The following is a 22,819-nucleotide window of genomic DNA, read 5'->3' as shown; positions in this document are numbered from 1 at the left end:
TGTATGCAGCGCATCTACGATCCGGAAAACCTGATGGAAGGCGAGCTGCTGCAAGGCATGCTCGCCAGCGAGGGTATCGAGGCGCATCTGGTGGGCCGTGATTTGCTCGGCGGCTCCGGGGAGTTGCCGATCTATGGCCTGCTCGGGCTGTCGGTCGAGAACGACCAGGCCGAATACGCCCGTGAGCTGATCACCGCGTACAATGCAGCGCTGCCGCTGTCCGGCGATGAACCGGACAGTTTTCCCGGCACGCTGGTCTGTTAGGCTGGCGTTCGTTTGATCAAGAGCTGTGTTGCCCCATGTGTGGACGTTATGCCCTGTTTCGCTGGAACCCTGCCTTCGCGGCGCTGCCTGGTTTTCCCGCCGACCAGAAGGCGCAGTGGAACATTTCCCCGAATGATTCGGTGTTGATGCTGCGGGCCGGGCCTGACGGTCAGCGCTCGCTTGCCCGCGCCCGCTGGGGCCTGACGCCCCCCTGGCTGACCGATCTGTCCCGCACCCCGGCCCACGCCCGCGCCGAAACCGTTGCCGAGCAGCCGATGTTTCGCCAGGCCTTGCGCGAACGCCGCTGCCTGTTGCCGGCCAATGGTTTCTACGAATGGCGCGGCACGACGCGCAAGCGCCCGTACTGGCTGACACCGGGGGAGGGCTCGTCATTGTTTTTTGCGGCGATCTGGGAGGCCTATCCGGTACAGGAGCAGGTGTGGCTGAGTACCGCCGTGATTACCCAGCCAGCGGCGAGCCAGCGGCGGCCGTTGATTCTTGATGAGGCGGGGCAGGCCGCGTGGCTCGATCCCGAGACACCGTTGCATACTTTGCAAGCCTTGCTGGCCAGTGAGCCTGCCGCGTTGCGCGAACGGGTGCTGGCCAACATGGTGAATGATCCGAAGCTCAATGGGCCAGAGTGTTTGACGCCGGGTTGAGTTTTTTTGGTGGCAGTGCTGGCCCCTTCGCGAGCAAGCCCGCTCCCACTCTGGATCTGTGGCGTACACAAATCCCCTGTGGGAGCGGGCTTGCTCGCGAAGAGGGCCTGAAGGTCAAACCCTGAACTGATTGATCAGCCGCCGCTGTTGCTCGGCCAGCTTGGTCAAATCCGCACTGGCCGCACTCGACTCATCCGCACCGCCGACCATTTCCCCCGGCACCGCTGTAGAGTTTCTGGTTGGCGCCCAGGAGCATTTCCTGAATGAAGTTCACCGACAGGTCGGCGCCGACGATACCCTGGAAGGCACCGTTGAGCATGATTGGTTCAATGAAGGAGGCGAGCATGACGATTTTGTCGCCCGCCTTATAAGGCGCAGGATCAATCACGCAGGATTTTCCGGTTTCCTTTGAGCACAGGTAGTACTCGCTGGCGCGCACGCCGGTGGACAGGGTTTTCTGGTCGTCGACGTCCACCAGTTTGTCCAGGCCCAGGGTGCCGTCGTCGTTGCGGAACCACCAGGGCAGGAAGCGCCCGTTGCTGGCGTCGATCCCGACCACCTGGGTGCCGACGTAGGCCGCATCTTTGTGGTCCAGTGCGTCTTTTTCCCAACCGATGTAGGTGCCGAGGATCTTCGGGTTCTTGACCACGTTTTCCTTGATCAGGCCGATCAGTTGCTCACGGCTCAGGGCAGGTTGGCCAACGGCGCCCGGCGGGCTCCGCACGCGAAAGGACGTCTGGGGAGGTGTATCGGCAGGGTGTCGGGCGGGCATGAGCGCGAGCCGTTGAAATGGCTGTTTTTGCGTGGCGGATGTCGCAAATGAATCAATGCGCGGCGTGACGGGCTGCGGCTTGCCCCGAAGTGTGAATTTTTTTCTGCATTGATGAGAGCTTTGTCTGAATCGCGCGTCTTATGTCTATTGTCTCTGGCGTCGATACCATTCCACGCCTAGGATACCCGGCATGTTTTCAGGGAGTTTTTCGATGAACAAGACATTGGCTATATATGCGCTGAGCGCAGGCCTGCTGCTCGCTGGCTGCCAGTCGGTCAATACCACCAGTGGTGGCGCTGTGGGCGTTGAGCGCAAGCAGTACATGTTCAGCATGTTGTCCTCGCAAGAGGTCGACCAGATGTACGCCCAGTCCTATACAAAGACTGTGAGTGAGGCGAGCAGCAAAGGCGTGCTGGACAAGACCAGCAGCGATGCCAAGCGTGTTCGGACGATTGCCGACCGGCTGATTGCCCAGGCGCCGAACTTTCGTCCGGACGCGGCCCAATGGAAGTGGGAAGTGAACCTGATCAAGAGCGACGAGCTCAATGCCAACTGTGGTCCTGGCGGCAAGATCTTTGTCTACACCGGGCTGATCGACAGTCTTCAACTCACTGACGATGAACTCGCCGCGGTCATGGGCCATGAAATCGCCCACGCCCTGCGCGAGCACGGTCGTGAGGCGATGTCCAAGGCATACGGTATCGAAATGGCCAAGCAGGGCGCCGGTGCGTTGCTCGGGTTGGGCCAGGACAGCCTGGCCTTGGCGGACGCTGTAGCCAACTATGGCATGACCTTGCCCAACAGCCGTGCCAATGAAAACGAGGCGGACCTGATCGGCCTGGAACTGGCCGCCCGCGCCGGCTACAACCCGAACGCCGCGATCACCCTGTGGAACAAGATGAGCAAGGCCAGCGAAGGTGCTCCGCCGGAGTTCCTCAGCACGCACCCGTCTTCGAGCAGTCGGACGGCGGCGTTGCAGGCGGCGATTCCCAAGGTTATGCCACTTTACGAGCAGGCCAAGAAGTCCTGATAGTCATGCGGTGAGGCTGCTGGCCTCTTCGTCGGAACGCCGCCCGGAGCAAGCCCGCTCCCACAGGTTCAGCGCAATCCTTGTGGGAGCGGGCTTGCTCGCGAAGAACGATAACGCGGTCTAACGACCTATTGGGTCAAACCCACCCACTGCTCTGCATCGCCTTGTACACCGCGACAATCGCAAGGATGAAGAACGCCGACGCCGCCAGTCGACGGATCAGGGTCAATGGCAGCTTGTCTGCGGCAAAGTTACCCGCCAGAACCACCGGTACGTTGGCAATCAGCATGCCGGCGGTGGTGCCGATGATCACCAGCCACAACTCCGGATACTGCGCAGCCAGCATCACGGTCGCGATCTGGGTCTTGTCGCCGATTTCCGCCAGGAAGAACGCGATCAGCGTGGTCAGGAACGGCCCGAACTTGCGGGCGGTGCTGGCCTCGTCGTCATCCATCTTGTCCGGCACCAGGGTCCACAGGGCGGTCGCGGCGAAGCTCGCGGCGAGGATCCAGTGCAGCATCGTATCCGAGAAGAAACTGCCGACCCAGGCACCGACTGCACCGGCGGCCGCGTGGTTGGCCAGGGTCGCGGCAACGATACCGGCGATGATCGGCCAAGGCTTGCGGAAGCGAGCGGCGAGAATGAGTGCGAGCAGTTGCGTCTTGTCGCCGATTTCGGCCAAGGCAACGATTGCGGTGGGTACGAGTAGTGAATCCAGCATCAGGGGTTTTCCTAAGGGGCGGGTCGACACGGCTATGACACGTACAGCCTTCCCGCCCCGGGTAAGGTGTGCGTGTCATAGGTCTTGTCAAACCCTGCGATCCATCTGATGTGGATGCTTGGGTCGCATGCGCCATGGTCTGAGGACCAAGTATGTTGACGCATGCCGGACGAGCGTGGCGCTCGTGGGAGACTACTCCCCTAGGACGGAGCGGATTCTGCCTTTGCAAAACCCATTCGGCAAGCCTTCTTTTTCAAAAAAAGTTTCAGCCGCGCTTTGCCCGGTAGATTCTGAAACCCTGTCCTTCGGCCTTGATCGCGCACACGCCAAGGTGCTCTTCGATCAATGGTTGATACTTCAGGAAGCTGTTCGCTACCAAGCGAAGTTCGCCGCCGTTTTTCAGGTGTTTGGCTGCTTTTCGCAGCAAGTTCTCCGTTGCGAAATAGTCGGTGTGCACGCCGACATGGAACGGTGGATTGCTCAGGATCGCACTCAAACCCATCGGCGCTGCGTCGATTCCGTCACCGGTAATCACCTCGGCTTCCAGACCATTGGCCGCCAGGGTCAGGCGACTGCTGGCAGCGGCAAAGGCATCCACATCCAGCATCGTGACCTGATTGTGCGGGTAACGACGTTTCACCGCAGCGCCCAGAACCCCGGCGCCGCAACCGAAATCGAGCAAATGACCGCCAGGCAGTTTGTCCAGGTGTTCCAGCAGCAGCGCGCTGCCGCGATCGAGGCGACCATGACTGAACACCCCCGGCAGGCTGATGACCTTCAACGGGCCTTCGGCCAGCGGCAGTTCGTAGGTCTGTGCCAGGCTTTCCAGCGGCTTGGCTTCAGGCGCGTTGGCCACGGTCACCTGCCAGAGCTGGCAGTGGCGCGCGCTGTCGAGTTTGCGTGGCTTGCCGAACGGGTTGAGTTGTTTGGCGGCACCTTCGATGCCGCTTTTTTTCTCGCCGACCAGGTACAGCTCGCGGCCGGCCAGCCGCGAGGCGAGGGCGTTGAGGATGTAGTCGGTCAGGTCCTTGGCCTTGGGCAGAAAGACCACGGCGCTATCGAATCCGCGCTCCGGTGCGTTCACGCCAAAGTGGCTGCGCCCGTCGAAGCGGGCGTCCAGCGCGGCCTGATCGCCGGCGTGCCAGCACCAGCCATGGGCATCGGGCAGGCGGCCCAGCAGGTCGTCGGCGGGTAAACCGGCCAACAGCACCGAACCCTGGAATAACTCGGCCTGACGAAGCAGTACTTCACTGCGCGGATCCATAACTGCTCCCGTGAAAAAAAGTGCCGCAGTTTATCAACTGACGACCCGCAGCGCCTTACCGCTGAAGTATCCCAGTGCGTTTTCGGTCACTTGGCCGACGATCCGCTGGCGCGCTTCACGGCTGCCCCAGGCGTTGTGCGGGGTGACGATCAGGCGCGGGATGTCGTGGGCCAGCAGTGGATTGCCGTTGACGGGAGGCTCGACGCTCAGCACGTCAGTGGCGGCGCCGCCCAGATGGCCGTTGCGCAAGGCATCGGCCAGCGCCTGTTCGTCGATCAGGCCGCCGCGGGCGGTGTTGACCAGGAACGCTTCGGGTTTCATCGAGGCCAGTTCGCGGGCACCGATGAAGTGACGGGTGTGTTCGTTGAGCGGGCAGTGCAGGGTCAGGGCATCGACTTGCGGTAGCAGTTCAGTCAGTGGCAGACGGTCCGGCCGGGCAGGGCGCCCGGGAATCTGCCCCAGCAGCACGCGCATGCCGAAGGCTTCAGCCAGCCGTGCGACCGCGCCGCCCAGTTCGCCGTGACCCAGCAGGCCAAGGGTTTTGCCTTCGAGTTCGACAATCGGGTAGTCCAGCAAGCAGAACTGTTTGGCCTGTTGCCAGCGGCCTGCGCCGACGGCTTTTTGATAATCGGCCAGGCGCGTGGCCAGGTTGAGCAGCAGCATGATCGTGTGCTGCGCCACCGACGGCGTGCCATAGCCCTGGCAGTTACACACGGTTATCCCGTGGGCGCGGGCGGCAGCGAGGTCGACGTTGTTGGTGCCGGTGGCGGTGATCAGGATCAGCTTGAGGTCAGGGCTGGCGGCCATGGCGGCGGCGTCGATCAGGATCTTGTTACTGATGGCGACCGTGGCGCCCTTGAGGTGTTCGATGACTTGATCGGGCAAGGTCTGGGCGAACAGCTGCAATTCGCTGAAACAACTGCGCAGGGGGTTGAGGTCAAGGTCGCCGAGGTCCAGGGACGGGTGGTCGAGGAAAACGGCGCGGCGAGTATTCGTCATCAACTGTACCTTTTGTGCATTGAACTGAAGGCGTAATCTGCCGAGCCTACCAGATGAAATAAATAGTTACGCTTGGCCTGAAGGAGCCCCACATGTACTGGACAGAGTTCTTGACCGTTGCCCTGATTCACTTGCTGGCCGTGGCCAGCCCCGGCCCGGACTTTGCCGTGGTGGTACGTGAAAGTGTTACCCACGGCCGCCGCGCGGGCACCTGGACCGCACTGGGTGTGGGCACGGCGATTTTCCTGCACGTGGGTTACTCGCTCTTGGGTATCGGCCTGATCGTGTCCCAGTCGATCGTGCTGTTCAACGCCTTGAAATGGGCCGCCGCCGCTTACCTGCTGTACATCGGTTACAAGGCACTGCGCGCGCAACCGGCCAAGCCTGTGGCGGACGATCTGCACAAGGAAGCCGGCGAGCGCACGGCCCGTGGTGCCTTTGCCTCGGGTTTCGTCACCAACGGTCTCAACCCGAAAGCCACGCTGTTCTTCCTCTCGCTGTTCACTGTGGTGATCAACCCGCACACACCACTGGCCGTGCAGGCCGGTTACGGGGTTTACCTGGCAGTCGCGACAGCGACCTGGTTTTGCCTGGTGGCGATGTTGTTCAGCCAGCAGCGCGTACGCGCCGGTTTTGCGCGCATGGGGCACTGGTTCGACCGGACCATGGGCGCGGTGCTGATTGCGATTGGCGTGAAGCTCGCTTTTACCGAGATGCATTGATCAAAGGTGATTCCCTGTAGGGGCTGTTGCGGTGCGTAATAAATGGCAAATACTGGCGTAATGCCAGTATTTGCAGGGCTCTACAAATCATTCCTTTGGCTGATTTGGCTGACGATCAGGGGCACTAAAGTGCGTACTTTCAGTCACGTCCGTGCAGTCAGAAAAAGGGATTCTTATGTTGCAGACTCGCGTTATCCCCCCGGCCGAAGGCGCTTACCAATACCCGCTGCTGATCAAGCGGCTGCTGATGTCCGGTGCCCGTTATGAGAAAACCCGCGAGATCATCTACCGCGACAAGTTGCGCTACAGCTACCCGACCCTGATCGAACGGGTGGCCCGCCTGGCCAACGTGCTGACAGCGGCCGGGGTCAAGCCCGGGGATGCCGTGGGTGTGATGGACTGGGACAGCCATCGTTACCTGGAGTGCATGTTCGCCATCCCGATGATCGGCGCTGTTATCCACACCATCAACGTGCGCCTGTCGCCGGAACAGATCCTCTACACCATGAACCACGCCGAGGACCGCTTTGTGCTGGTCAACAGTGAGTTCGTCGGCCTCTACAAGGCCATCGAAGGGCATCTGACCACGGTCGACAAAACCCTGTTGCTGACGGATCTGCCGGAAAAAACCGCGGACCTGCCGAACCTCGTCGGCGAATACGAACAACTGCTGGCCGCGGCGAGCCCGCAGTACGATTTCCAGGATTTCGACGAAAACTCGGTCGCGACCACGTTCTACACCACCGGCACCACCGGCAATCCCAAGGGCGTGTACTTCACCCATCGGCAACTGGTGCTGCACACCATGGGCGTGTCGACCATCATGGGCGCGATCGACAGCGTGCGCCTGCTGGGTACCAGCGACGTTTACATGCCGATCACCCCGATGTTCCACGTCCACGCCTGGGGCTTGCCGTATGTGGCGACCATGCTCGGACTCAAGCAGGTGTACCCCGGCCGCTATGACCCGGAGTACCTGGTGGAGTTGTGGCGCAAGGAGAAGGTCACGTTCTCCCATTGCGTGCCGACCATCCTGCAGATGGTCCTCAATGCCAAGGCTGCGCAGAACGTCGACTTCGGCGGCTGGAAAATCGTCATCGGCGGCAGCGCCCTGAACCGTACGTTGTACGAGGCGGCCAAGGCCAAGGGCATTCAGTTGACCGCCGCCTACGGCATGTCGGAAACCGGGCCACTGGTCTCGTGCGCGCACTTGAACGATGAATTGATGGCCGGCACCGAAGACGAACGCACCACCTACCGGATCAAGGCCGGCGTGCCCGGGCCGCTGGTGGAGGCGGCGATCGTCGACACCGAGGGCAACTTCCTGCCCGCTGACGGCGAGACCCAGGGCGAACTGGTGCTGCGCGCACCCTGGCTGACCGAGGGTTATTTCAACGAGCCGCAGAAGGGCGCCGAGCTCTGGGCCGGAGGCTGGCTGCACACCGGCGACGTGGCGACCCTGGACAGCATGGGGGTGATCGACATTCGTGACCGCATCAAGGACGTGATCAAGACCGGTGGCGAGTGGATCTCCTCCCTGGACCTGGAAGACCTGATCAGTCGTCATGTGGCGGTACGTGAAGTAGCAGTGGTGGGGATCCCTGATCCGCAGTGGGGAGAGCGGCCGTTTGCCCTGCTCGTAGTCCGTGAAGGTCACGTCATCGGGGCGAGGGAACTCAAGGAACACCTCAAGCCTTTTGTGGAGCTGGGGCACCTGAGCAAGTGGGCGATTCCGAGCCAGATCGCCCTTGTTACTGAAATTCCCAAGACCAGCGTCGGCAAGCTCGACAAGAAGCGCATTCGTGTCGACATCAGCGAATGGCAGGCCACCAACAGCACCTTCCTCTCGACGCTTTGAGCACCTCCCGGTGTGCCCGAAAGGGCACGCCAGCCCCACCAAGCAAGCGCTTGGCTTGTCAAATCGAAATTTTCAGCCATCCTTGCCGTGCCGACGGGTGTCGGCCTGGCGAAAGGACTGTTCCAGAGTGGCTGGCAACTGCAAATCACACTTTAGAGGGATCAAGCGCTACTACCTGCTGGCTATAGTCCGCTCAAGGATTTTTAAGAACGGGGCAACCGCACGAACCGGGGCGATGCAACTTTGGAATGACTTTGGGATGCCATGGCTCCCGGTTATCCACAGCGTTTTTAGAAGTGCTCAATGCCATAAAAATAAAATGCACATGGAGTAGCGTCGATGACATCAGTAAACCAGTTCTGGCGCCGGGCGAAGCTGCCCCTGGCTGTCAGTCTTGCCTCTACGCTCGCCGGGCCAGCATTCGGCGTCAGTTTCAACGTCGGTGAAATCGAAGGTCAATTCGACTCATCCCTGTCGCTCGGTGCCAGTTGGTCTACCGAAAGTGCCAACAAGAACCTCATCGGTGTCAACAACGGCGGCAAGGGTCTGTCCCAGACTTCTGATGACGGTCACCTGAACTTCAAGAGCGGGGAAACCTTCTCGAAGATCTTCAAGGGCATCCATGACCTTGAACTGAAATACGGCGATACCGGTGTTTTTGTCCGTGGCAAATACTGGTACGACTTTGAACTGAAGGACGAAAGCCGTCCGTTCAAGGACATCAGCGATGACGGCCGCAAGGAAGGCGCCAAGTCCGCCGGCGGCCAGATCCTCGACGCCTTCGTCTATCACAACTACTCCATTGCCGATCAACCAGGCTCCGTACGTCTGGGCAAGCAGGTGGTGAGCTGGGGTGAAAGTACCTTCATCGGTGGCGGCATCAACTCGATCAACCCGATCGATGTGTCCGCGTTCCGTCGTCCGGGTGCCGAGATCAAGGAAGGCCTGATCCCGGTCAACATGTTCTATGTGTCCCAGAGCCTGACCGAAAACCTCTCGGCCGAAGCGTTCTATCAAATTGAATGGGACCAGACCGTCGTCGACAACTGCGGCACGTTCTTCTCCCAGCCAGACATCGTTGCCGACGGCTGCGACGACAACCTGCGTGTACTGGCCAAGCGTTCGCAGATTCCGGCCATTGCCCTGGGACCTTTGGCCGCCAACGGCGTGGACGTCAACAATGAGGGTGTTCTGGTGCGTCGTGGCCCCGATCGGGATGCCCGCGACGGCGGTCAGTGGGGCGCGTCCCTCAAGTACATGTTCGAACCGCTGGATACCGAGTTCGGCGCCTACTTCATGAACTACCACAGCCGTGCGCCGATCTTCAGCGCAACAGGCGCGCCGCAGTCGGTCTACAACACTGCAGCGGCACTCCAGGGTGGCCCGTTCGCCGCGCTGGCGCCATTGCTGGTGGCGGGTAATTCGCAGTACTTCATCGAATACCCGGAAGACATTCGCCTGTATGGCCTGAGCTTCTCCACCACCCTGCCTACCGGTACGGCGTGGAGCGGCGAGATCAGCTACCGTCCGAACGCTCCGGTGCAACTCAACTCCACCGACATCCTGTTCTCCGGTGTCCGTCCTATAGGCAACAACAACCCAAACAACCCGTTGACCAATGCATCGCTGCTTACCGGCGTGCCGGGTCAGGACCTGCACGGGTATCGTCGCAAGGAAATCACCCAGTTCCAGACCACCCTGACGCACTTCTTCGACCAGGTCATGGGCGCCAGCCGCCTGACCCTGGTGGGCGAGGTGGGCGTGACCCACGTCGGCGGCCTGGAAAGCACTTCCGACGTTCGTTATGGCCGCGATCCGGTCTACGGCCCGGGTGAGTTGCCACCTTCTGGCGCGCTCGATACCTGCGTGGCGCTCAACACCAGCACCATCAACGGTGCCGGCCCGGGTACGCCGACCAACAATCGCAGCCGCAACTGCAACGACGAAGGCTTCACCACCGCGACTTCGTGGGGCTACCGCGGTCGTGCCATCTGGGAATACAACGACGTGTTTGCCGGTGTGAACCTCAAGCCGAACGTGGCCTGGTCCCATGACGTGGAAGGTTACTCCCCTGGCCCTGGCGGCAACTTCGAGGAAGGCCGCAAGGCGGTCAGCCTCGGTGTCGATGCCGAGTACCAGAACACCTACACCGCGAGCCTGGCCTACACCAACTTCTTCGACGGCAAGTACACCACCGTGGATGACCGCGACTTCGTTGCGCTCAGCGTCGGCGTGAACTTCTAAGCACAGTATTTTCAGGACGAACGCAAATATGAAAATAACAAAGAGTCTGTTCCACGCCGGTGTTCTGGGTCTTTCGCTGCTGGCGACCAGCGTCATCGCAGCGGTTCCCCAGGCCGAGGCCGACAAGCTGGGCAAGAGCCTGACCCCGATGGGCGCCGAAATGGCGGGTAACGCCGACGGTTCGATCCCGGCCTGGAAGCCGATGGCGAAGAACGCCGGTACGGTCGACAGCAAAGGTTTCCTGTCCAATCCGTTCGCCAGCGAAAAACCGCTGTTCACCATCACGGCGCAGAACGTCGACCAGTACAAGGACAAGCTCGCACCGGGTCAGTACGCGATGTTCAAGCGCTACCCGGAAACCTTCAAGATGCCGGTCTATCCATCCCATCGCGGTGCTACCGTGCCGGATGAAGTATTCGCCGCCATCAAGCGCAATGCCACCAACACCAACCTGGTGTCCGGCGGCAACGGTCTGGAAAATTTCGAAACCGCCATTCCGTTCCCGATTCCGAAAAGCGGCGTTGAAGTCATCTGGAACCACATCACCCGTTATCGCGGGGGGAGCGTGACTCGTCTGGTGACCCAGGCCACGCCGCAGCCGAACGGCTCGTTCAGCCTGGTGTACTTCCAGGACCAGTTCGTGTTCCGCGACAAGATGAAGGATTACGACCCGAAAAACCCGGGCAACATCCTGTTCTACTTCAAGCAGAAAGTGACTGCGCCGGCGCGTCTGGCCGGTGGTGTACTGCTGGTTCACGAAACTCTCGACCAGGTCAAGGAGCCGCGCTCGGCGTGGGTCTACAACGCGGGCCAGCGTCGTGTGCGCCGTGCACCGCAAGTGTCCTATGACGGCCCGGGTACCGCAGCTGACGGCCTGCGTACTTCCGACAACCTGGACATGTTCAACGGTGCACCGGATCGTTACGACTGGAAGCTCGAAGGCAAGAAAGAGATGTATATCGGCTCCGATGCCTACAAGCTCGACGATCCGAAGCTCAAGTACGCCGACATCATCAAGGCCGGTCACATCAACCAGGACCTGGCGCGTTACGAGTTGCGTCGCGTGTGGCATGTAGTTGCCACCCTGAAGGAAGGTCAGCGCCACATCTACGCCAAGCGTGACTTCTACATTGACGAAGACACCTGGCAAGCAGCGGTCATCGACCACTACGACGGTCGCGGTCAATTGTGGCGCGTCGCCGAGGCGCATGCCGAGAACTACTACGACAAGCAAGTGCCGTGGTACGCCCTCGAAGCCCTGTATGACCTGCAGTCGGGTCGTTACCTGGCGCTGGGCATGAAGAACGAAGAGAAGTCGGCTTATGACTTCGGCTTCACTGCCACCACCAGCGACTTCACCCCGGCCGCCCTGCGTCAGGACGGTGTTCGCTAAGGTGAACTGAGTAGAGGCCGCACCCTCTGAAACGCCCCGACTGGTTCGGGGCGTTTTTTTTGCATGTAGACTTTTTGTAGCCATTTGTAGCAATTACCTTCATTCCCTATCCGTTTACGGCTAGTCTGCGGACATCTGCAACGCCGCCACCCGCAATTCAAACAAGAGCCGGCTATGACTGATTTGTCTACACCTTCAGGTTCTGCACAGGTTGCTGTCACGACACTCGACGGGCGGTTTTTCCGTCCGCCGTTGCCCGACGGCCATGTGCTGCGTCCACGATTGTGCGAGCGTCTGAGTGCCGGACTGGCAGGCAGGTTATTGCTGGTCAGTGCCCCGGCAGGGTTCGGCAAGAGTTCGCTGGCGGTGGAGTTCTGTCAGGGGTTGCCGGCACACTGGCAAAGTCTCTGGCTGGGGTTGAGCCCGCGAGACAGTGACCCGGGGCGCTTTCTCGAGCGGCTGCTTGAAGGCCTTCAGGACTATTTTCCGCACCTGGGCAGGCAATCCCTCGGGTTGTTGAAAATGCGCCAGCGCCATCAGCCGTTCGCATTCGAAGAGTGGCTCGACGGCTTGCTCGACGAACTGGCCGTACACCTGTCCACGGCGAAGCCCTTGCTGCTGGTGCTGGATGATTATCACCTGGCTCAGGGGCCGGTGCTGGACCGTTGCCTGCAGTTTTTCCTCAACCATCTTCCCGATGGTTTGCTGGTGATGGTCACCAGTCGCCAACGTCCCGACTGGCATCTGGCGCGGCTACGGCTGTCGCGGCAATTGCTGGAATTACATGAACAGGATCTGCGCCTGACCCACGACGAGGCCTTGAGCCTGCTCGACCGGCACAGCAGCTCCTTGCGCGGTGAGGCACTGGAAAACCTGATCCAGCGCAGTGAAGGCTGGGTTGCAGGGTTACGCTTCTGGCTGCTGGCGGCTTCGGAGGCGGGCACCGATGGCGCGCTGCCGCAATCGTTGCATGGCGGGGAAGGGCTGATCCGCGATTATCTGCTCGAAGAAGTCATCGATTGCCTGCCCGCCGAGGTCCAGTCGTTCCTCTATGACACGGCGCCCCAAGAGCGTTTCTGCAGCGAACTGTGCGATGCCGTTCGCGACGCCCATGACAGCGGGGAGATCCTGCGCTTCCTGCTTGCCCACCAAGTGTTCCTGGTGCCGCTGGACGAGCATGGTCATTGGTATCGTTATCATCATCTGTTTTCCGATCTGTTGCGTACGCGGCCGACGTCCCAGTCGATGGTGCCGGCCGCGAGCCTGCACCTGCGTGCCTGTCGCTGGTTCAATGCCCAGGGGCTGCTCGATGAGGCGGTGGAGCAAGCTTTGCGTGCCGGTCACCTGGACGTCGCGGCGAACCTGGTGCAGAACCTTTCCGAAGAGCAACTGCTGGCCGAGCAGAATGTCGGCATGTTGCTGCGCTGGAAAATGGACTTGCCTGACAGCTTGCTGATCAGCACCCCGCGCCTGATTGTGCTGTATAGCTGGGCGCTGGGCCTGGCTTGCCAACTGGATGCTGCCGAAGAGCTGGCCAGCCATCTGAGCCGCTTCCTGCCTGCTCCGTCGGCCACCGCCCAGAAGTCCATGCTGGCTCAATGGCTGGCGTTGAGTGGCATCATTGCCCGTGGGCGCGGCAACCGCGAGCTGACGCTGCAGTACTGCCGCGAGGCATTGGAAAGTCTTCCGGCCAAGCGTTACGGCCAGCGCCTGATGTGCCTCTCGACCCTGTCCAACCTGGCCATTGCCGACGGTGATTTATGGCGGGCACGGGGACTGAACCGCGAATCGCTGGAGCTGGCGCAACGTGTCGGCAACCCGTTGTTCGAAGCGCTGGCGCACTACGATCGCGCACGGGTGCTGCAAGCGCGCGGGGAAATCTGTCGGGCACTGGAAGAGGTCCGTCAGGGCCTGCAACGCCTGCAGAGCTTGTCTGCACAACGGCTGTATGCGGTTCGCGCCCGGCTGACCCTGTACGAAGGCTTTTTGCTGGCCCTGCGCATGCAGCCGCAATTGGCGCGGGTGCGCTTGCAGGCCGGACTGAGCGAGGCGCGCGCCTGTCGTGACATCAGCGTGCTAATCGGCCACTGCGTGATTGCCAGGCTGGAAGGCAGCAGCGGCGAGTTCGCCAAAGCCTTTGCCGAACTGGCCGAAGCCGAGCGGCTCATGCACATCTGGGACGTGCCACCGATCTACTACCTGGCCATGATCACCCTGGTCAAATGCGAGCTCTGGCTGGCCCAGGGGCGTACCGATCTGGCCGAAGCCTGGCTGGCGCGCCTGGGGCAGACCTACAACGGCGAAAACGGGGCGGCACCACCGGAGTTCCATCCGCAATTGCCCTTGCATATCGAATTGCAACAAGCCTTGCTGGACGTCATCCAGGGCCAGCCGATGCTGGCTGAAGGGCGATTGAATGCGCTGCTCGAACATGGCCAGCAAAGCGGTCGGCAGATGCTCAGTGCCATGGCGCTGACCCAGAAAGTGGCGTTGCTGCTGGGCAGCGGACGGGAGCCGGAAGCACGCAAGGCACTGGTCCAGGCGCTGGACGCCGCTGGCGGAGGCGTGCTGCAACCCTTCGAGGGTTTGCTGACCGAGCACCCGGACTGGCTGCGTGGGCAGCTTCAACAGTGTTCGCCAACCCCTGTTTCCCTGAGCCTCAGTGAAAAGCTGCCGGCGCTGACTGCTCGCCCCGGACCGGAACCCTGCGCGGCTGCGGAGCAACTCAGTACGCGGGAATTGGCGGTTCTGCGATTGATCGCCCAGGGCTGTTCGAACCAGGAAATCAGCGATCAGCTGTTTATTTCCCTGCACACGGTCAAGACCCACGCCAGCCACATCAACAGCAAACTCGGGGTCGAGCGACGTACGCAGGCCGTGGCGCGGGCGAAGGAGTTGGGGGTGCTGGGTTAAGGATTTTTCACGTTACACATCGCGGCCATTGGCTGGATACTCAATTGTGCGAAAATCGCCCGTCCCCGTTTATCGAGCAGGCCCCCGATGTCCCAGCATCCCACCCTCATCCGCGAAACCTTCCCCGTCGGCCCGTTGCAGTGCAACTGCACGATCATCGGCGATCCGGTGACGAAAAAGGCCATCGTCGTCGATCCGGGTGGCAATCATGAGCTGATCCTGGCGCGTCTCGATGCCCTGGGGCTGAAAGTGGTCAGCATCATTCACACCCACGCCCACCTCGATCACTTCCTGGCGTCCGGTCAACTCAAGGAGAAAACCGGCGCGACCCTGCATCTGCACAAGGAAGACCAGTTTCTCTGGGACAACCTGGAAATGCAGTGCCAGATGTTCGGTGTGCCCTACACCCCGGTGCCGTCCCCGGATCGCTGGCTGGCCGATGATGAAGAACTGGCCTGCGGTTGTGGCGTGGCGCTGCACACACCGGGTCACACGCCGGGCTCCATGAGCTTCTGGTTTTCCGAGGCCAGGTTGCTGATTGCCGGCGATACGCTGTTTCGTCGCGGAGTCGGGCGCACCGACTTATGGGGGGGCGATCAGGCGACCATCGTGCGTTCGATCAAGCAGCGTTTGTACACCCTTGACGAAGAGGCGACGGTGGTGGCGGGGCATGGTCCGGACACCCGTCTGGGCGATGAAATGCGTGAAAACCCCTTTGTACGGGCCTGATTTGTAACGAGCGGAATTTTTGTTCCCGGAAGTGATCCAACACCCGCAAAGGCTGTGCCTTGGTCCGTTGCACCACAGAATGCAAAAAAGTAGGAGCTATACATGTTCACCACGCGTCGTTTGATTATTGTCGCTACGGCTATGGCCGTTTTGTCCGGTTGTGCCTCGCCCAACCCTTACGGCGGTCAAGGCCAGGCTCAGGGGCAGACGGACAGCGGCTCCGAAGGCATGAGCAAGACTGCGAAGTATGGTGGTCTCGGCGCTCTGGCCGGTGCGCTGGCCGGTGCTGCGATCAACCACGATAACCGTGGCAAGGGTGCGCTTATCGGTGCGGCAGTAGTCGGTGCTTCCGCCGCCGGTTACGGCTACTACGCCGACCAGCAAGAGAAAAAACTGCGCGCCAGCATGGCCAACACCGGTGTTGAAGTGCAGCGCCAGGGCGACCAGATCAAGCTGATCATGCCGGGCAACATCACCTTTGCTACCGATTCGGCAAACATTGCCCCAAGTTTCTATCAACCGCTGAACAACCTGGCGGGCTCGCTGAAAGAGTTCAACCAGAACCAGATCGAAATCGTGGGCTACACCGACAGCACCGGCAGCCGCCAGCACAACATGGACCTGTCCCAGCGTCGCGCACAAAGCGTGGCCACCTACCTGACCTCGCAAGGGGTCAGCGGTGCCAACCTGAGCGCTCGTGGCGCGGGGCCGGACAGTCCGGTTGCCAGCAACGGCGACGCCAATGGCCGGGCGCAGAACCGCCGTGTAGAGGTCAACCTCAAGGCGATTCCGGGCCAGCAGTATGGTGGTCAGCAGCAAGGTACAGTTCAGCAGTACCCATAAGCGCCTGACTGAACCCTGGGCGTAAAAAGAGCCCGCCCTATCCTCAACAGATCGGGCGGGCTTTTTTGTGTTGCCAGATCCGGCTCCTTCGCGAGCAAGCCCGCTCCCACAGGTTATGTGTTGAATGCAGATTTTGTGTACGACATCGACCACTGTGGGAGCGGGCCTGCTCGCGAAGAGGCCAGACCAGGCAACAGAAATCTGGAACAGACAGAAATAAAAAGCCCCCGGACAATCACTCGTCCGGGGGCTTTGTCACACCTGAAACCTGTTTACTTCTTCAGGCCGTAATGCTCATCGAGCATGCCCGGTGCGTTCGGGGCTTTTGGTGCGTAGTCGCGAGGCGGCTCCTGATCGCGCGGTGGCGTCAGGCGTTCACGGGGTGCCTGCGCCGCATCGGCGTGCAGGGAGGCCAGCAGGCGTTGGCGAGTCTGTTCGTCCAGGGCCAGGCGGTTGGCACCCTCGGCGAGATGGTCCTGCACTTCCTGATAGCTCGCAGTCAGTTTCTTGACCAATGATGCAGTGCTGTTGAAGTGGGTCACCACTTCGTTCTGATAACTGTCGAAACGTTCCTGAATATCGTCCAGCTGACGTTGCGTGCTGCTAGGCGCGGCATTCGGCGCAAGGCGAGCGATCAGGAACCCAATGGCGACACCCACAACCAGGGCAAGAGTCGGTAGCAACCAAACTAAGAGCGAGTGTTCCACGAGTCCTTCCTCTATAAACGGCTTTGCTTTACGTTAACGGCTCGAACCTGCGCTGTATACCGCGATTCACTCGCAATAGACAGCCACAGACAATTTGCTAGACGAGTCGACCCGATTCGAGGTCACGGAGTTCCTTCCTTGCTTATGCGCGAAACCCCTGTAGTGATTGATGGCCCGGTGGGTCAACTGGAAGCCCTTTACCTGGACAACGAGCAGCCTCGCGGCCTGGCGCTGATCTGCCATCCAAACCCGGTCCAGGGTGGCACCATGCTCAACAAAGTGGTTTCGACCCTGCAGCGCACTGCGCGCGACGCCGGACTGGTCACCCTGCGCTTCAACTATCGTGGCGTTGGTGCCAGCGAGGGCTCCCACGACATGGGTACCGGTGAAGTTGATGATGCCCAGGCTGTCGCCGAATGGTTTCGCAACAAACACCCGGAGTTGCCGCTGACCCTGTTCGGTTTTTCTTTCGGCGGTTTTGTTGCAGCAAGTCTCGGCGGACGCCTTGAGGCCAAGGGCGAGCAGCTCAAGCACCTGTTCATGGTCGCGCCGGCGGTCATGCGCCTGGGGGACCAGGATCAACTGCCGCAGCAGGGCGAGCTGACCTTGATCCAGCCGGAAACCGACGAAGTGATCGATCCACAAATCGTTTACCAATGGTCCGACAAGCTCGAACGTCCCCATGAGCTGCTGAAAGTGGCAGAATGCGGACACTTTTTTCATGGCAAGCTGACCGATCTCAAGGATCTGATCCTGCCGCGTCTCTCGAATTGATTGCAGTCTGACAAGCGATTACCCATGACGACTCGTACCCGTATCCTCACCGGCATCACCACCACCGGCACGCCGCACCTGGGCAACTACGCTGGCGCCATCCGCCCGGCGATCGTCGCCAGCCGTGACAGCAATGCCGATTCGTTCTACTTCCTGGCCGACTACCACGCCCTGATCAAGTGCGATGACCCGTTGCGCATCCAGCGCTCGCGTCTGGAAATCGCCGCGACCTGGCTGGCCGGTGGCCTGGATGTCGAGCGCGTGACCTTCTACCGCCAATCCGACATCCCGGAAATCCCCGAGCTGACCTGGCTGCTGACCTGCGTCGCCGCCAAGGGCCTGCTCAATCGCGCCCACGCCTACAAGGCTTCCGTGGACAAGAACGTCGAGACCGGCGAAGACCCGGACGCCGGCATCACCATGGGCCTGTACAGCTACCCGGTGCTGATGGCTGCGGACATCCTGATGTTCAACGCGCATAAGGTGCCGGTCGGTCGCGACCAGATCCAGCACGTGGAAATGGCGCGGGACATCGGCCAGCGCTTCAACCACCTGTTTGGCCAGGGCAAAGAGTTCTTCACCATGCCCGAGGCGTTGATCGAAGAGAGCGTTGCCACGTTGCCGGGACTGGATGGCCGCAAGATGTCGAAGAGCTACGACAACACCATCCCGCTGTTCAGCAGCGCCAAAGAGATGAAGGACGCGATTTCGCGGATCGTCACCGACTCCCGCGCACCCGGCGAAGCCAAGGACCCGGACAATTCGCACCTGTTCACCTTGTTCCAGGCGTTCGCCACCCCGGCGCAGGCCGACGAGTTCCGCAGCGAACTGTTGCAGGGCCTGGGTTGGGGCGAGGCGAAGAATCGTCTGTTCCAACTGCTGGACAATGAACTGGGCGAATCCCGTGAGCGCTACAACCAACTGATCGAGCGCCCGGCGGATCTGGAAGACATCCTGCAGCACGGCGCGAAAAAGGCTCGTGCGGTAGCGACACCCTTCCTCAATGAATTGCGTGAAGCGGTGGGCCTGCGCTCCTTCGTTGCCCAGACTCAGGTGGCGGCGACCATCAAGAAAAAAACCGCGAAAGCTGCGCGTTTTGTCAGCTTCCGTGAAGACGACGGCAGTTTCCGCTTCCGTCTGCTGGCCGCCGATGGTGAACAACTGCTGCTGTCGCGCAACTTCGCCGATGGCAAGACCGCCGGTCAGGTGACCAAGCAACTGCAATCGGGTCAGCCACTGGACGTGCGAAATGAAGAACTGAACTTCAGTGTCTGGCTGGAAGGCGAGTGCGTTGCCGACAGCCCGGCCTTTGTCGACAGTGCTGCGCGTGATGCTGCCGTCGAGGCTTTGCGCATCGCCCTGACACCTGTTCAGGAATAAACAACGGTCCGGCCCGACCAAGGGCCGATTGCCATTCCTCCGGGCCGTCGCTACAGTGTCGGCCCGTTTTTGTTGCCTTGCTAACGAATTATGACGCCCCTAGAACGATATCAAGCTGATCTGAAACGCCCGGAATTCTTCCATGATGCCGCGCAGGAAACTGCCGTGCGCCATTTGCAGCGCCTGTACGACGATCTGGTCGCGGCCGAGCAAAACAAGCCGGGCCTGCTGGGCAAGTTGTTTGGCAAGAAGGATCAGACCCCGGTCAAGGGCCTGTATTTCTGGGGCGGCGTAGGTCGCGGCAAGACTTACCTGGTGGACACCTTCTTCGAAGCGCTGCCCTTCAAGGAAAAGTCCCGTACGCACTTCCACCGCTTCATGAAGCGCGTGCACGAAGAGATGAAGACCCTGGGCGGCGAGAAAAACCCGCTGACCATCATCGCCAAGCGCTTCGCCACCGAAGCCCGGGTCATCTGCTTCGATGAATTCTTCGTTTCCGACATCACCGACGCCATGATCCTTGGCACCCTGATGGAAGAACTGTTCAAGAACGGCGTGACCCTGGTCGCGACGTCGAACATCGTGCCGGACGGTCTGTACAAGGACGGCCTGCAGCGCGCGCGCTTCCTGCCGGCCATTGCGCTGATTAAGCAGAATACCGAGATCGTCAACGTCGACAGCGGCGTCGACTATCGTCTGCGTCACCTCGAACAAGCCGAGCTGTTCCACTATCCGCTCGACGAAGCCGCCAACGAAAGCCTGCGCAAGAGCTTCCGAGCGCTAACACCGGAATGCACGGCGGCGGTCGAAAATGACGTGCTGATGATCGAAAATCGTGAAATTCGTGCCCTGCGCACCTGCGATGACGTGGCCTGGTTCAACTTCCGTGAACTGTGCGACGGCCCGCGCAGCCAGAACGACTACATCGAACTGGGCAAGATCTTCCACGCCGTGCTGCTCAGCGATGTCGAGCAGATGAGCGTCACCACCGACGACATCGCCCGCCGCTTCATCAACATGGTCGACGAGTTCTACGACCGTAACGTGAAGCTGATCATTTCTGCCGAAGTCGAACTCAAGGATCTGTACACCGGCGGGCGCTTGAACTTCGAGTTCCAGCGTACCCTGAGTCGTCTGCTGGAAATGCAATCCCACGAATTCCTGGCCCGGGCGCACAAGCCATAAGCGTTTAAATCGGTAGAGTGATTCGGAAAATGAAAGAGGCCTGCAAATGCAGGCCTTTTTTGTCAGCGCAATCCCCCTCCCACAGGTTTGTACATTGTTTTGAAGTCAAATGCCTTCGTTGAGATACCGCGCAAGCTCGTGCTGCCGTTGGCAACCGAGCAGCAGCCAAAGCAGAATCCGGGCTTTTCGCGGACATAGAAAACCCGCCATCGATGCACCCTTGCGGATCAAGTCCATCTCACCGCCGTCAAAACCGTAAGAAGCACGTGCGGTGGAGCCGGAACCGGTTCGGGTCGCAATGATCACGGGGATTCGTTCGGTAATATGCCCAATTCTTGTCGCCCAGCGCTGCGAGATGTGGCCGGCGCCAAAACCGCTGATCACCAGCCCGTCGTAACCGAGTGCGAAAATATTCTCCAGTAGCAGGGTGTCGGCCGAAAGTGAGGCCTCAAGCAGCGCAACTTTCTGTGTGGTCTGTTGCGGCAAAGGCAACACCGTGCGTGGCCCTGGCGGGCGCAGGTAGCGAACACGGTCTTCCAGCAGCAGGCCTGCGGGCCCCACAACTGGCGAGGAAAACGCCTGCAATGCCAGCGAATCGGTTTTGCGTACGCTGTACGCTTGATGAATCTGTCCGTTCATCACGACCTGGACGCCGCGCTGCCGGCTGTTCTGCGCCAGGGCAACGCGACATGCATCCAGCAGATTGGCCGGTCCATCGGCACCTGGCTGCGCTGCGGAACGCATGGCGCCGGTCAGCACCAAGGGGGTGTCGTAGGGCCACAGGTAATCCAAAAACACCGCGGCCTCTTCGAGGGTGTCGGTGCCTTGGGTTATCACGATCCCAGTGGCGCCCTGTTTGACCTGAAACTCAGCCCAGGACAATACGTCCAGCAAAAACTCGAAATCCAGGGATGCACTGGGCAGCAGGCCGAGGGTCTCAACGGTGACTCGGGCCAGCGTCGTCAGTTCCGGTATGGAGGTCAGCAGGGCTTCGCCGCTGACGGTCGGGATGACGCCTTCACCGGCATTGCTCGCTTGCATGCTTACCGTGCCGCCAAGTGCCACGATGGACAGTTTGGGCAGGTCCATGGGATACCTCGCTTGTTTGTAATGAAAAGTGGCTTTATCCGCTTTTGAGGCCGCGATATAGCCGAATGGCCGGGACATTAATCAGCGATCAGAAAGCCGATCAGCGGCACGATCAGCAGTGTGCTGATGGCCATCGACAGTACATTGGCGATGTAGGCGTGCATGTCGGCCGGTAATTTTTTGGCAATCACACAGGCCAGCGGTGGTGCGAGCAATGCCCCCAGCAGTGCACTTGAGACGATAATCTGCCAGCTGCCGCCATAGGCCAGAATCGCCGCGGGCACCACTGAAACCAGCGGGATGTAAGTGGGATACCAGCCGCGCAACATCCATTGTCGACGCCAGATCAGCAGGCCGATGGCCGAGGCCAATGCCTGCGCACCGATGATGTGCAGTAACAGGCCCGATCCGTACGCGGGGCTTGAAGGGTTCAAACTGTACGCCAGCAATGCACCCAGTATCAGGCCAAGGCTGGCCAGCTCATTGCCGAAGAACGGTGCTTCGGAAAAGTCCGCCAGAATCCGGCGCAGGCTCCAGATGACGCCATAGTCGGGCGCCTTGGCGGTGGCGATCAAGGTGGGGGGCGTTTGCGAAGGCCTGGATTTCACCAGATTCGGCCAATAGCGGCAGAACAGAAACGCCAGGACGCTGGCAACCGCCATGCCCAGTACATTGCCAATTACCGCAGGCAGGGCCAGCGGTTGGCACACGTAATTGACGATCAGCAGGCACATCGGTGTGACGAGTACGGCGCCCATGAGTGCGCCGTTGATCGTGACCTTCCAGCCTCCGCCAAACATCAACACCATCGCTGCTGGCAGCGAGACGAATGCTACGAATGTGGGTTGCCAGGTTGTGGCTGTCACCGTCCAGCCCCATAGCAGATTGCTCAGCAGCAGCCCGAGCAACGAGCTGGTGACCAGCCAGGGCCAAAGCCCCGTTCCATAAGAGATGGCAAATCCTTGCCAGGATTTCCCCGTTCGATTCGCCCAGTAAGCCAGATATGCGCCCGCCAGCAGACCGATCGAGGCGAACTCGTGCTTGTAGAAAGCCACCTCGCTGATGTCACCTAACACCCAGCGCAACCAGGCACTCGGTTCGGGTAGCAGCGATACCATGTCGCCGTAGCCGGGCCAATGCGCTCCCCAGAAAGTACGGTTGCTGAAAGAAAGCCAGACGATCAGCAGTGTCGCGCCGATTATTAGCAGGACGACGGCTTTATCAATCGGTGATTTGCGCGATGGTTGGTTTTTGTCGGTTGCAACTTCCATGC

General features: G+C 60.5%; 19 protein-coding genes, 1 pseudogene and 1 riboswitch. Of the genes and pseudogenes, 13 read left to right on the top strand and 7 right to left on the bottom strand.

The window, feature by feature from the left end; genetic code table 11:
* Positions 1–3: 3 nt before the first annotated feature.
* Together AC3WN7_RS05055 and AC3WN7_RS05050 are read left to right on the top strand one after the other, a co-directional pair.
* Positions 4–264 carry a putative signal transducing protein gene (locus AC3WN7_RS05055; RefSeq protein WP_007979315.1) on the top strand — a complete coding sequence of 87 codons (261 nt, stop codon included), beginning with the start codon at positions 4–6 and terminating at the stop codon, positions 262–264.
* A 35-nt stretch (positions 265–299) separates the two neighbouring features.
* The gene (locus AC3WN7_RS05050; RefSeq protein ID WP_095965562.1) at positions 300–923 is read left to right on the top strand and encodes an SOS response-associated peptidase; all 624 of its coding nucleotides are present in this window, start codon (positions 300–302) and stop codon (positions 921–923) included.
* A 202-nt stretch (positions 924–1,125) separates the two neighbouring features.
* On the opposite strand, the pseudogene AC3WN7_RS05045 reads toward AC3WN7_RS05050, so the two are convergent.
* Positions 1,126–1,620, bottom strand: a pseudogene (locus AC3WN7_RS05045) (cache domain-containing protein); the annotation flags it as partial.
* Between the two features lie 286 nt (positions 1,621–1,906).
* Between AC3WN7_RS05045 and AC3WN7_RS05040 the strand changes: the two are divergent.
* Entirely contained in the window at positions 1,907–2,725 is an 819-nt protein-coding gene (locus AC3WN7_RS05040) for a M48 family metallopeptidase (protein ID WP_095965561.1), read from the top strand.
* Between the two features lie 136 nt (positions 2,726–2,861).
* On the opposite strand, the gene AC3WN7_RS05035 is transcribed toward AC3WN7_RS05040, so the two are convergent.
* From AC3WN7_RS05035 to AC3WN7_RS05025, 3 genes are all read right to left on the bottom strand, one after another.
* Positions 2,862–3,446, bottom strand: coding sequence for a TMEM165/GDT1 family protein (locus AC3WN7_RS05035; RefSeq protein ID WP_007972537.1), 585 nt, complete (start codon positions 3,444–3,446; stop codon positions 2,862–2,864).
* 89 nt (positions 3,447–3,535) lie between these two features.
* Positions 3,536–3,660: riboswitch (yybP-ykoY riboswitch) on the bottom strand.
* A 51-nt stretch (positions 3,661–3,711) separates the two neighbouring features.
* Positions 3,712–4,710 carry a methyltransferase gene (locus AC3WN7_RS05030; protein ID WP_102673409.1) on the bottom strand — a complete coding sequence of 333 codons (999 nt, stop codon included), beginning with the start codon at positions 4,708–4,710 and terminating at the stop codon, positions 3,712–3,714.
* A gap of 33 nt (positions 4,711–4,743) precedes the next feature.
* The gene (locus AC3WN7_RS05025; RefSeq protein WP_095965559.1) at positions 4,744–5,709 is read right to left on the bottom strand and encodes a 2-hydroxyacid dehydrogenase; all 966 of its coding nucleotides are present in this window, start codon (positions 5,707–5,709) and stop codon (positions 4,744–4,746) included.
* A gap of 92 nt (positions 5,710–5,801) precedes the next feature.
* On the opposite strand from AC3WN7_RS05025, the gene AC3WN7_RS05020 reads away from it, so the two are divergent.
* The 7 genes from AC3WN7_RS05020 (at position 5,802) to AC3WN7_RS04990 (ending at position 16,411) form a co-directional block, all read left to right on the top strand.
* Positions 5,802–6,431, top strand: coding sequence for a LysE family translocator (locus AC3WN7_RS05020; protein WP_095965558.1), 630 nt, complete (start codon positions 5,802–5,804; stop codon positions 6,429–6,431).
* Between the two features lie 175 nt (positions 6,432–6,606).
* Positions 6,607–8,289: a fatty acid--CoA ligase gene (locus tag AC3WN7_RS05015; RefSeq protein ID WP_102673408.1), complete on the top strand. Its 1,683-nt coding sequence runs from the start codon at positions 6,607–6,609 to the stop codon at positions 8,287–8,289.
* Between the two features lie 339 nt (positions 8,290–8,628).
* Positions 8,629–10,533 (top strand): DUF1302 domain-containing protein, encoded by a 1,905-nt coding sequence (locus AC3WN7_RS05010; RefSeq protein WP_095965556.1) that lies wholly within the window; start codon positions 8,629–8,631, stop codon positions 10,531–10,533.
* Between the two features lie 28 nt (positions 10,534–10,561).
* Positions 10,562–11,926: a DUF1329 domain-containing protein gene (locus AC3WN7_RS05005; RefSeq protein ID WP_102673407.1), complete on the top strand. Its 1,365-nt coding sequence runs from the start codon at positions 10,562–10,564 to the stop codon at positions 11,924–11,926.
* Between the two features lie 174 nt (positions 11,927–12,100).
* On the top strand, positions 12,101–14,839 hold the full coding sequence (locus AC3WN7_RS05000) for a winged helix-turn-helix domain-containing protein (RefSeq protein WP_102673406.1): 2,739 nt from the start codon (positions 12,101–12,103) through the stop codon (positions 14,837–14,839).
* Between the two features lie 87 nt (positions 14,840–14,926).
* Positions 14,927–15,568 (top strand): MBL fold metallo-hydrolase, encoded by a 642-nt coding sequence (locus tag AC3WN7_RS04995; RefSeq protein WP_095965553.1) that lies wholly within the window; start codon positions 14,927–14,929, stop codon positions 15,566–15,568.
* Between the two features lie 102 nt (positions 15,569–15,670).
* Complete coding sequence (locus tag AC3WN7_RS04990; RefSeq protein WP_095965552.1) at positions 15,671–16,411, top strand: YiaD family glycine zipper/OmpA-like lipoprotein; 741 nt, start codon at positions 15,671–15,673, stop codon at positions 16,409–16,411.
* A 272-nt stretch (positions 16,412–16,683) separates the two neighbouring features.
* On the opposite strand, the gene AC3WN7_RS04985 is transcribed toward AC3WN7_RS04990, so the two are convergent.
* The gene (locus AC3WN7_RS04985; protein ID WP_007972560.1) at positions 16,684–17,118 is read right to left on the bottom strand and encodes a Z-ring associated ZapG family protein; all 435 of its coding nucleotides are present in this window, start codon (positions 17,116–17,118) and stop codon (positions 16,684–16,686) included.
* Positions 17,119–17,262: 144 nt separating this feature from the next.
* Here AC3WN7_RS04985 and AC3WN7_RS04980 point away from each other — a divergent pair, with 144 nt between their 5' ends.
* The 3 genes from AC3WN7_RS04980 to zapE all read left to right on the top strand — a co-directional run bounded on the left by AC3WN7_RS04980 (position 17,263) and on the right by zapE (position 20,457).
* Positions 17,263–17,892, top strand: a complete 630-nt coding sequence (locus AC3WN7_RS04980) for an alpha/beta hydrolase (protein WP_102673405.1) — start codon at positions 17,263–17,265, stop codon at positions 17,890–17,892.
* A gap of 24 nt (positions 17,893–17,916) precedes the next feature.
* Complete coding sequence (locus AC3WN7_RS04975) at positions 17,917–19,272, top strand: tryptophan--tRNA ligase (RefSeq protein WP_095965550.1); 1,356 nt, start codon at positions 17,917–17,919, stop codon at positions 19,270–19,272.
* A 90-nt stretch (positions 19,273–19,362) separates the two neighbouring features.
* Positions 19,363–20,457 (top strand): cell division protein ZapE, encoded by a 1,095-nt coding sequence (zapE, locus tag AC3WN7_RS04970; protein WP_033047639.1) that lies wholly within the window; start codon positions 19,363–19,365, stop codon positions 20,455–20,457.
* A gap of 105 nt (positions 20,458–20,562) precedes the next feature.
* Here zapE and AC3WN7_RS04965 read toward each other — a convergent pair whose 3' ends face one another.
* Both AC3WN7_RS04965 and AC3WN7_RS04960 read right to left on the bottom strand, forming a co-directional pair.
* Positions 20,563–21,546, bottom strand: a complete 984-nt coding sequence (locus tag AC3WN7_RS04965) for an asparaginase (protein WP_102673404.1) — start codon at positions 21,544–21,546, stop codon at positions 20,563–20,565.
* A gap of 77 nt (positions 21,547–21,623) precedes the next feature.
* Entirely contained in the window at positions 21,624–22,817 is a 1,194-nt protein-coding gene (locus AC3WN7_RS04960; RefSeq protein WP_102673403.1) for a threonine/serine exporter family protein, read from the bottom strand.
* Positions 22,818–22,819 lie beyond the last annotated feature (2 nt).

The organism is Pseudomonas sp. FW305-70, assembly GCF_058783925.1.
Note: the sequence above shows the minus strand (reverse complement) of the source record. Positions and strands in the feature narration are given on the sequence as shown.

What these genes read in the sequence shown, in the direction of transcription:
- AC3WN7_RS05030 (WP_102673409.1), bottom strand. Translation starts at nt 4,710, where the DNA reads ATGGATCCGCGCAGTGAAGTACTGCTTCGTCAGGCCGAGTTATTCCAG.
- AC3WN7_RS04975 (WP_095965550.1), top strand. Translation starts at nt 17,917, where the DNA reads ATGACGACTCGTACCCGTATCCTCACCGGCATCACCACCACCGGCACG.
- AC3WN7_RS04980 (WP_102673405.1), top strand. Translation starts at nt 17,263, where the DNA reads ATGCGCGAAACCCCTGTAGTGATTGATGGCCCGGTGGGTCAACTGGAA.
- AC3WN7_RS04990 (WP_095965552.1), top strand. Translation starts at nt 15,671, where the DNA reads ATGTTCACCACGCGTCGTTTGATTATTGTCGCTACGGCTATGGCCGTT.
- AC3WN7_RS05025 (WP_095965559.1), bottom strand. Translation starts at nt 5,709, where the DNA reads ATGACGAATACTCGCCGCGCCGTTTTCCTCGACCACCCGTCCCTGGAC.
- AC3WN7_RS05000 (WP_102673406.1), top strand. Translation starts at nt 12,101, where the DNA reads ATGACTGATTTGTCTACACCTTCAGGTTCTGCACAGGTTGCTGTCACG.
- AC3WN7_RS04995 (WP_095965553.1), top strand. Translation starts at nt 14,927, where the DNA reads ATGTCCCAGCATCCCACCCTCATCCGCGAAACCTTCCCCGTCGGCCCG.
- AC3WN7_RS05055 (WP_007979315.1), top strand. Translation starts at nt 4, where the DNA reads ATGCAGCGCATCTACGATCCGGAAAACCTGATGGAAGGCGAGCTGCTG.
- AC3WN7_RS05020 (WP_095965558.1), top strand. Translation starts at nt 5,802, where the DNA reads ATGTACTGGACAGAGTTCTTGACCGTTGCCCTGATTCACTTGCTGGCC.
- AC3WN7_RS05050 (WP_095965562.1), top strand. Translation starts at nt 300, where the DNA reads ATGTGTGGACGTTATGCCCTGTTTCGCTGGAACCCTGCCTTCGCGGCG.
- AC3WN7_RS05035 (WP_007972537.1), bottom strand. Translation starts at nt 3,446, where the DNA reads ATGCTGGATTCACTACTCGTACCCACCGCAATCGTTGCCTTGGCCGAA.
- AC3WN7_RS05010 (WP_095965556.1), top strand. Translation starts at nt 8,629, where the DNA reads ATGACATCAGTAAACCAGTTCTGGCGCCGGGCGAAGCTGCCCCTGGCT.
- AC3WN7_RS05005 (WP_102673407.1), top strand. Translation starts at nt 10,562, where the DNA reads ATGAAAATAACAAAGAGTCTGTTCCACGCCGGTGTTCTGGGTCTTTCG.
- AC3WN7_RS04965 (WP_102673404.1), bottom strand. Translation starts at nt 21,546, where the DNA reads ATGGACCTGCCCAAACTGTCCATCGTGGCACTTGGCGGCACGGTAAGC.
- zapE (WP_033047639.1), top strand. Translation starts at nt 19,363, where the DNA reads ATGACGCCCCTAGAACGATATCAAGCTGATCTGAAACGCCCGGAATTC.
- AC3WN7_RS04960 (WP_102673403.1), bottom strand. Translation starts at nt 22,817, where the DNA reads ATGGAAGTTGCAACCGACAAAAACCAACCATCGCGCAAATCACCGATT.
- AC3WN7_RS05015 (WP_102673408.1), top strand. Translation starts at nt 6,607, where the DNA reads ATGTTGCAGACTCGCGTTATCCCCCCGGCCGAAGGCGCTTACCAATAC.
- AC3WN7_RS05040 (WP_095965561.1), top strand. Translation starts at nt 1,907, where the DNA reads ATGAACAAGACATTGGCTATATATGCGCTGAGCGCAGGCCTGCTGCTC.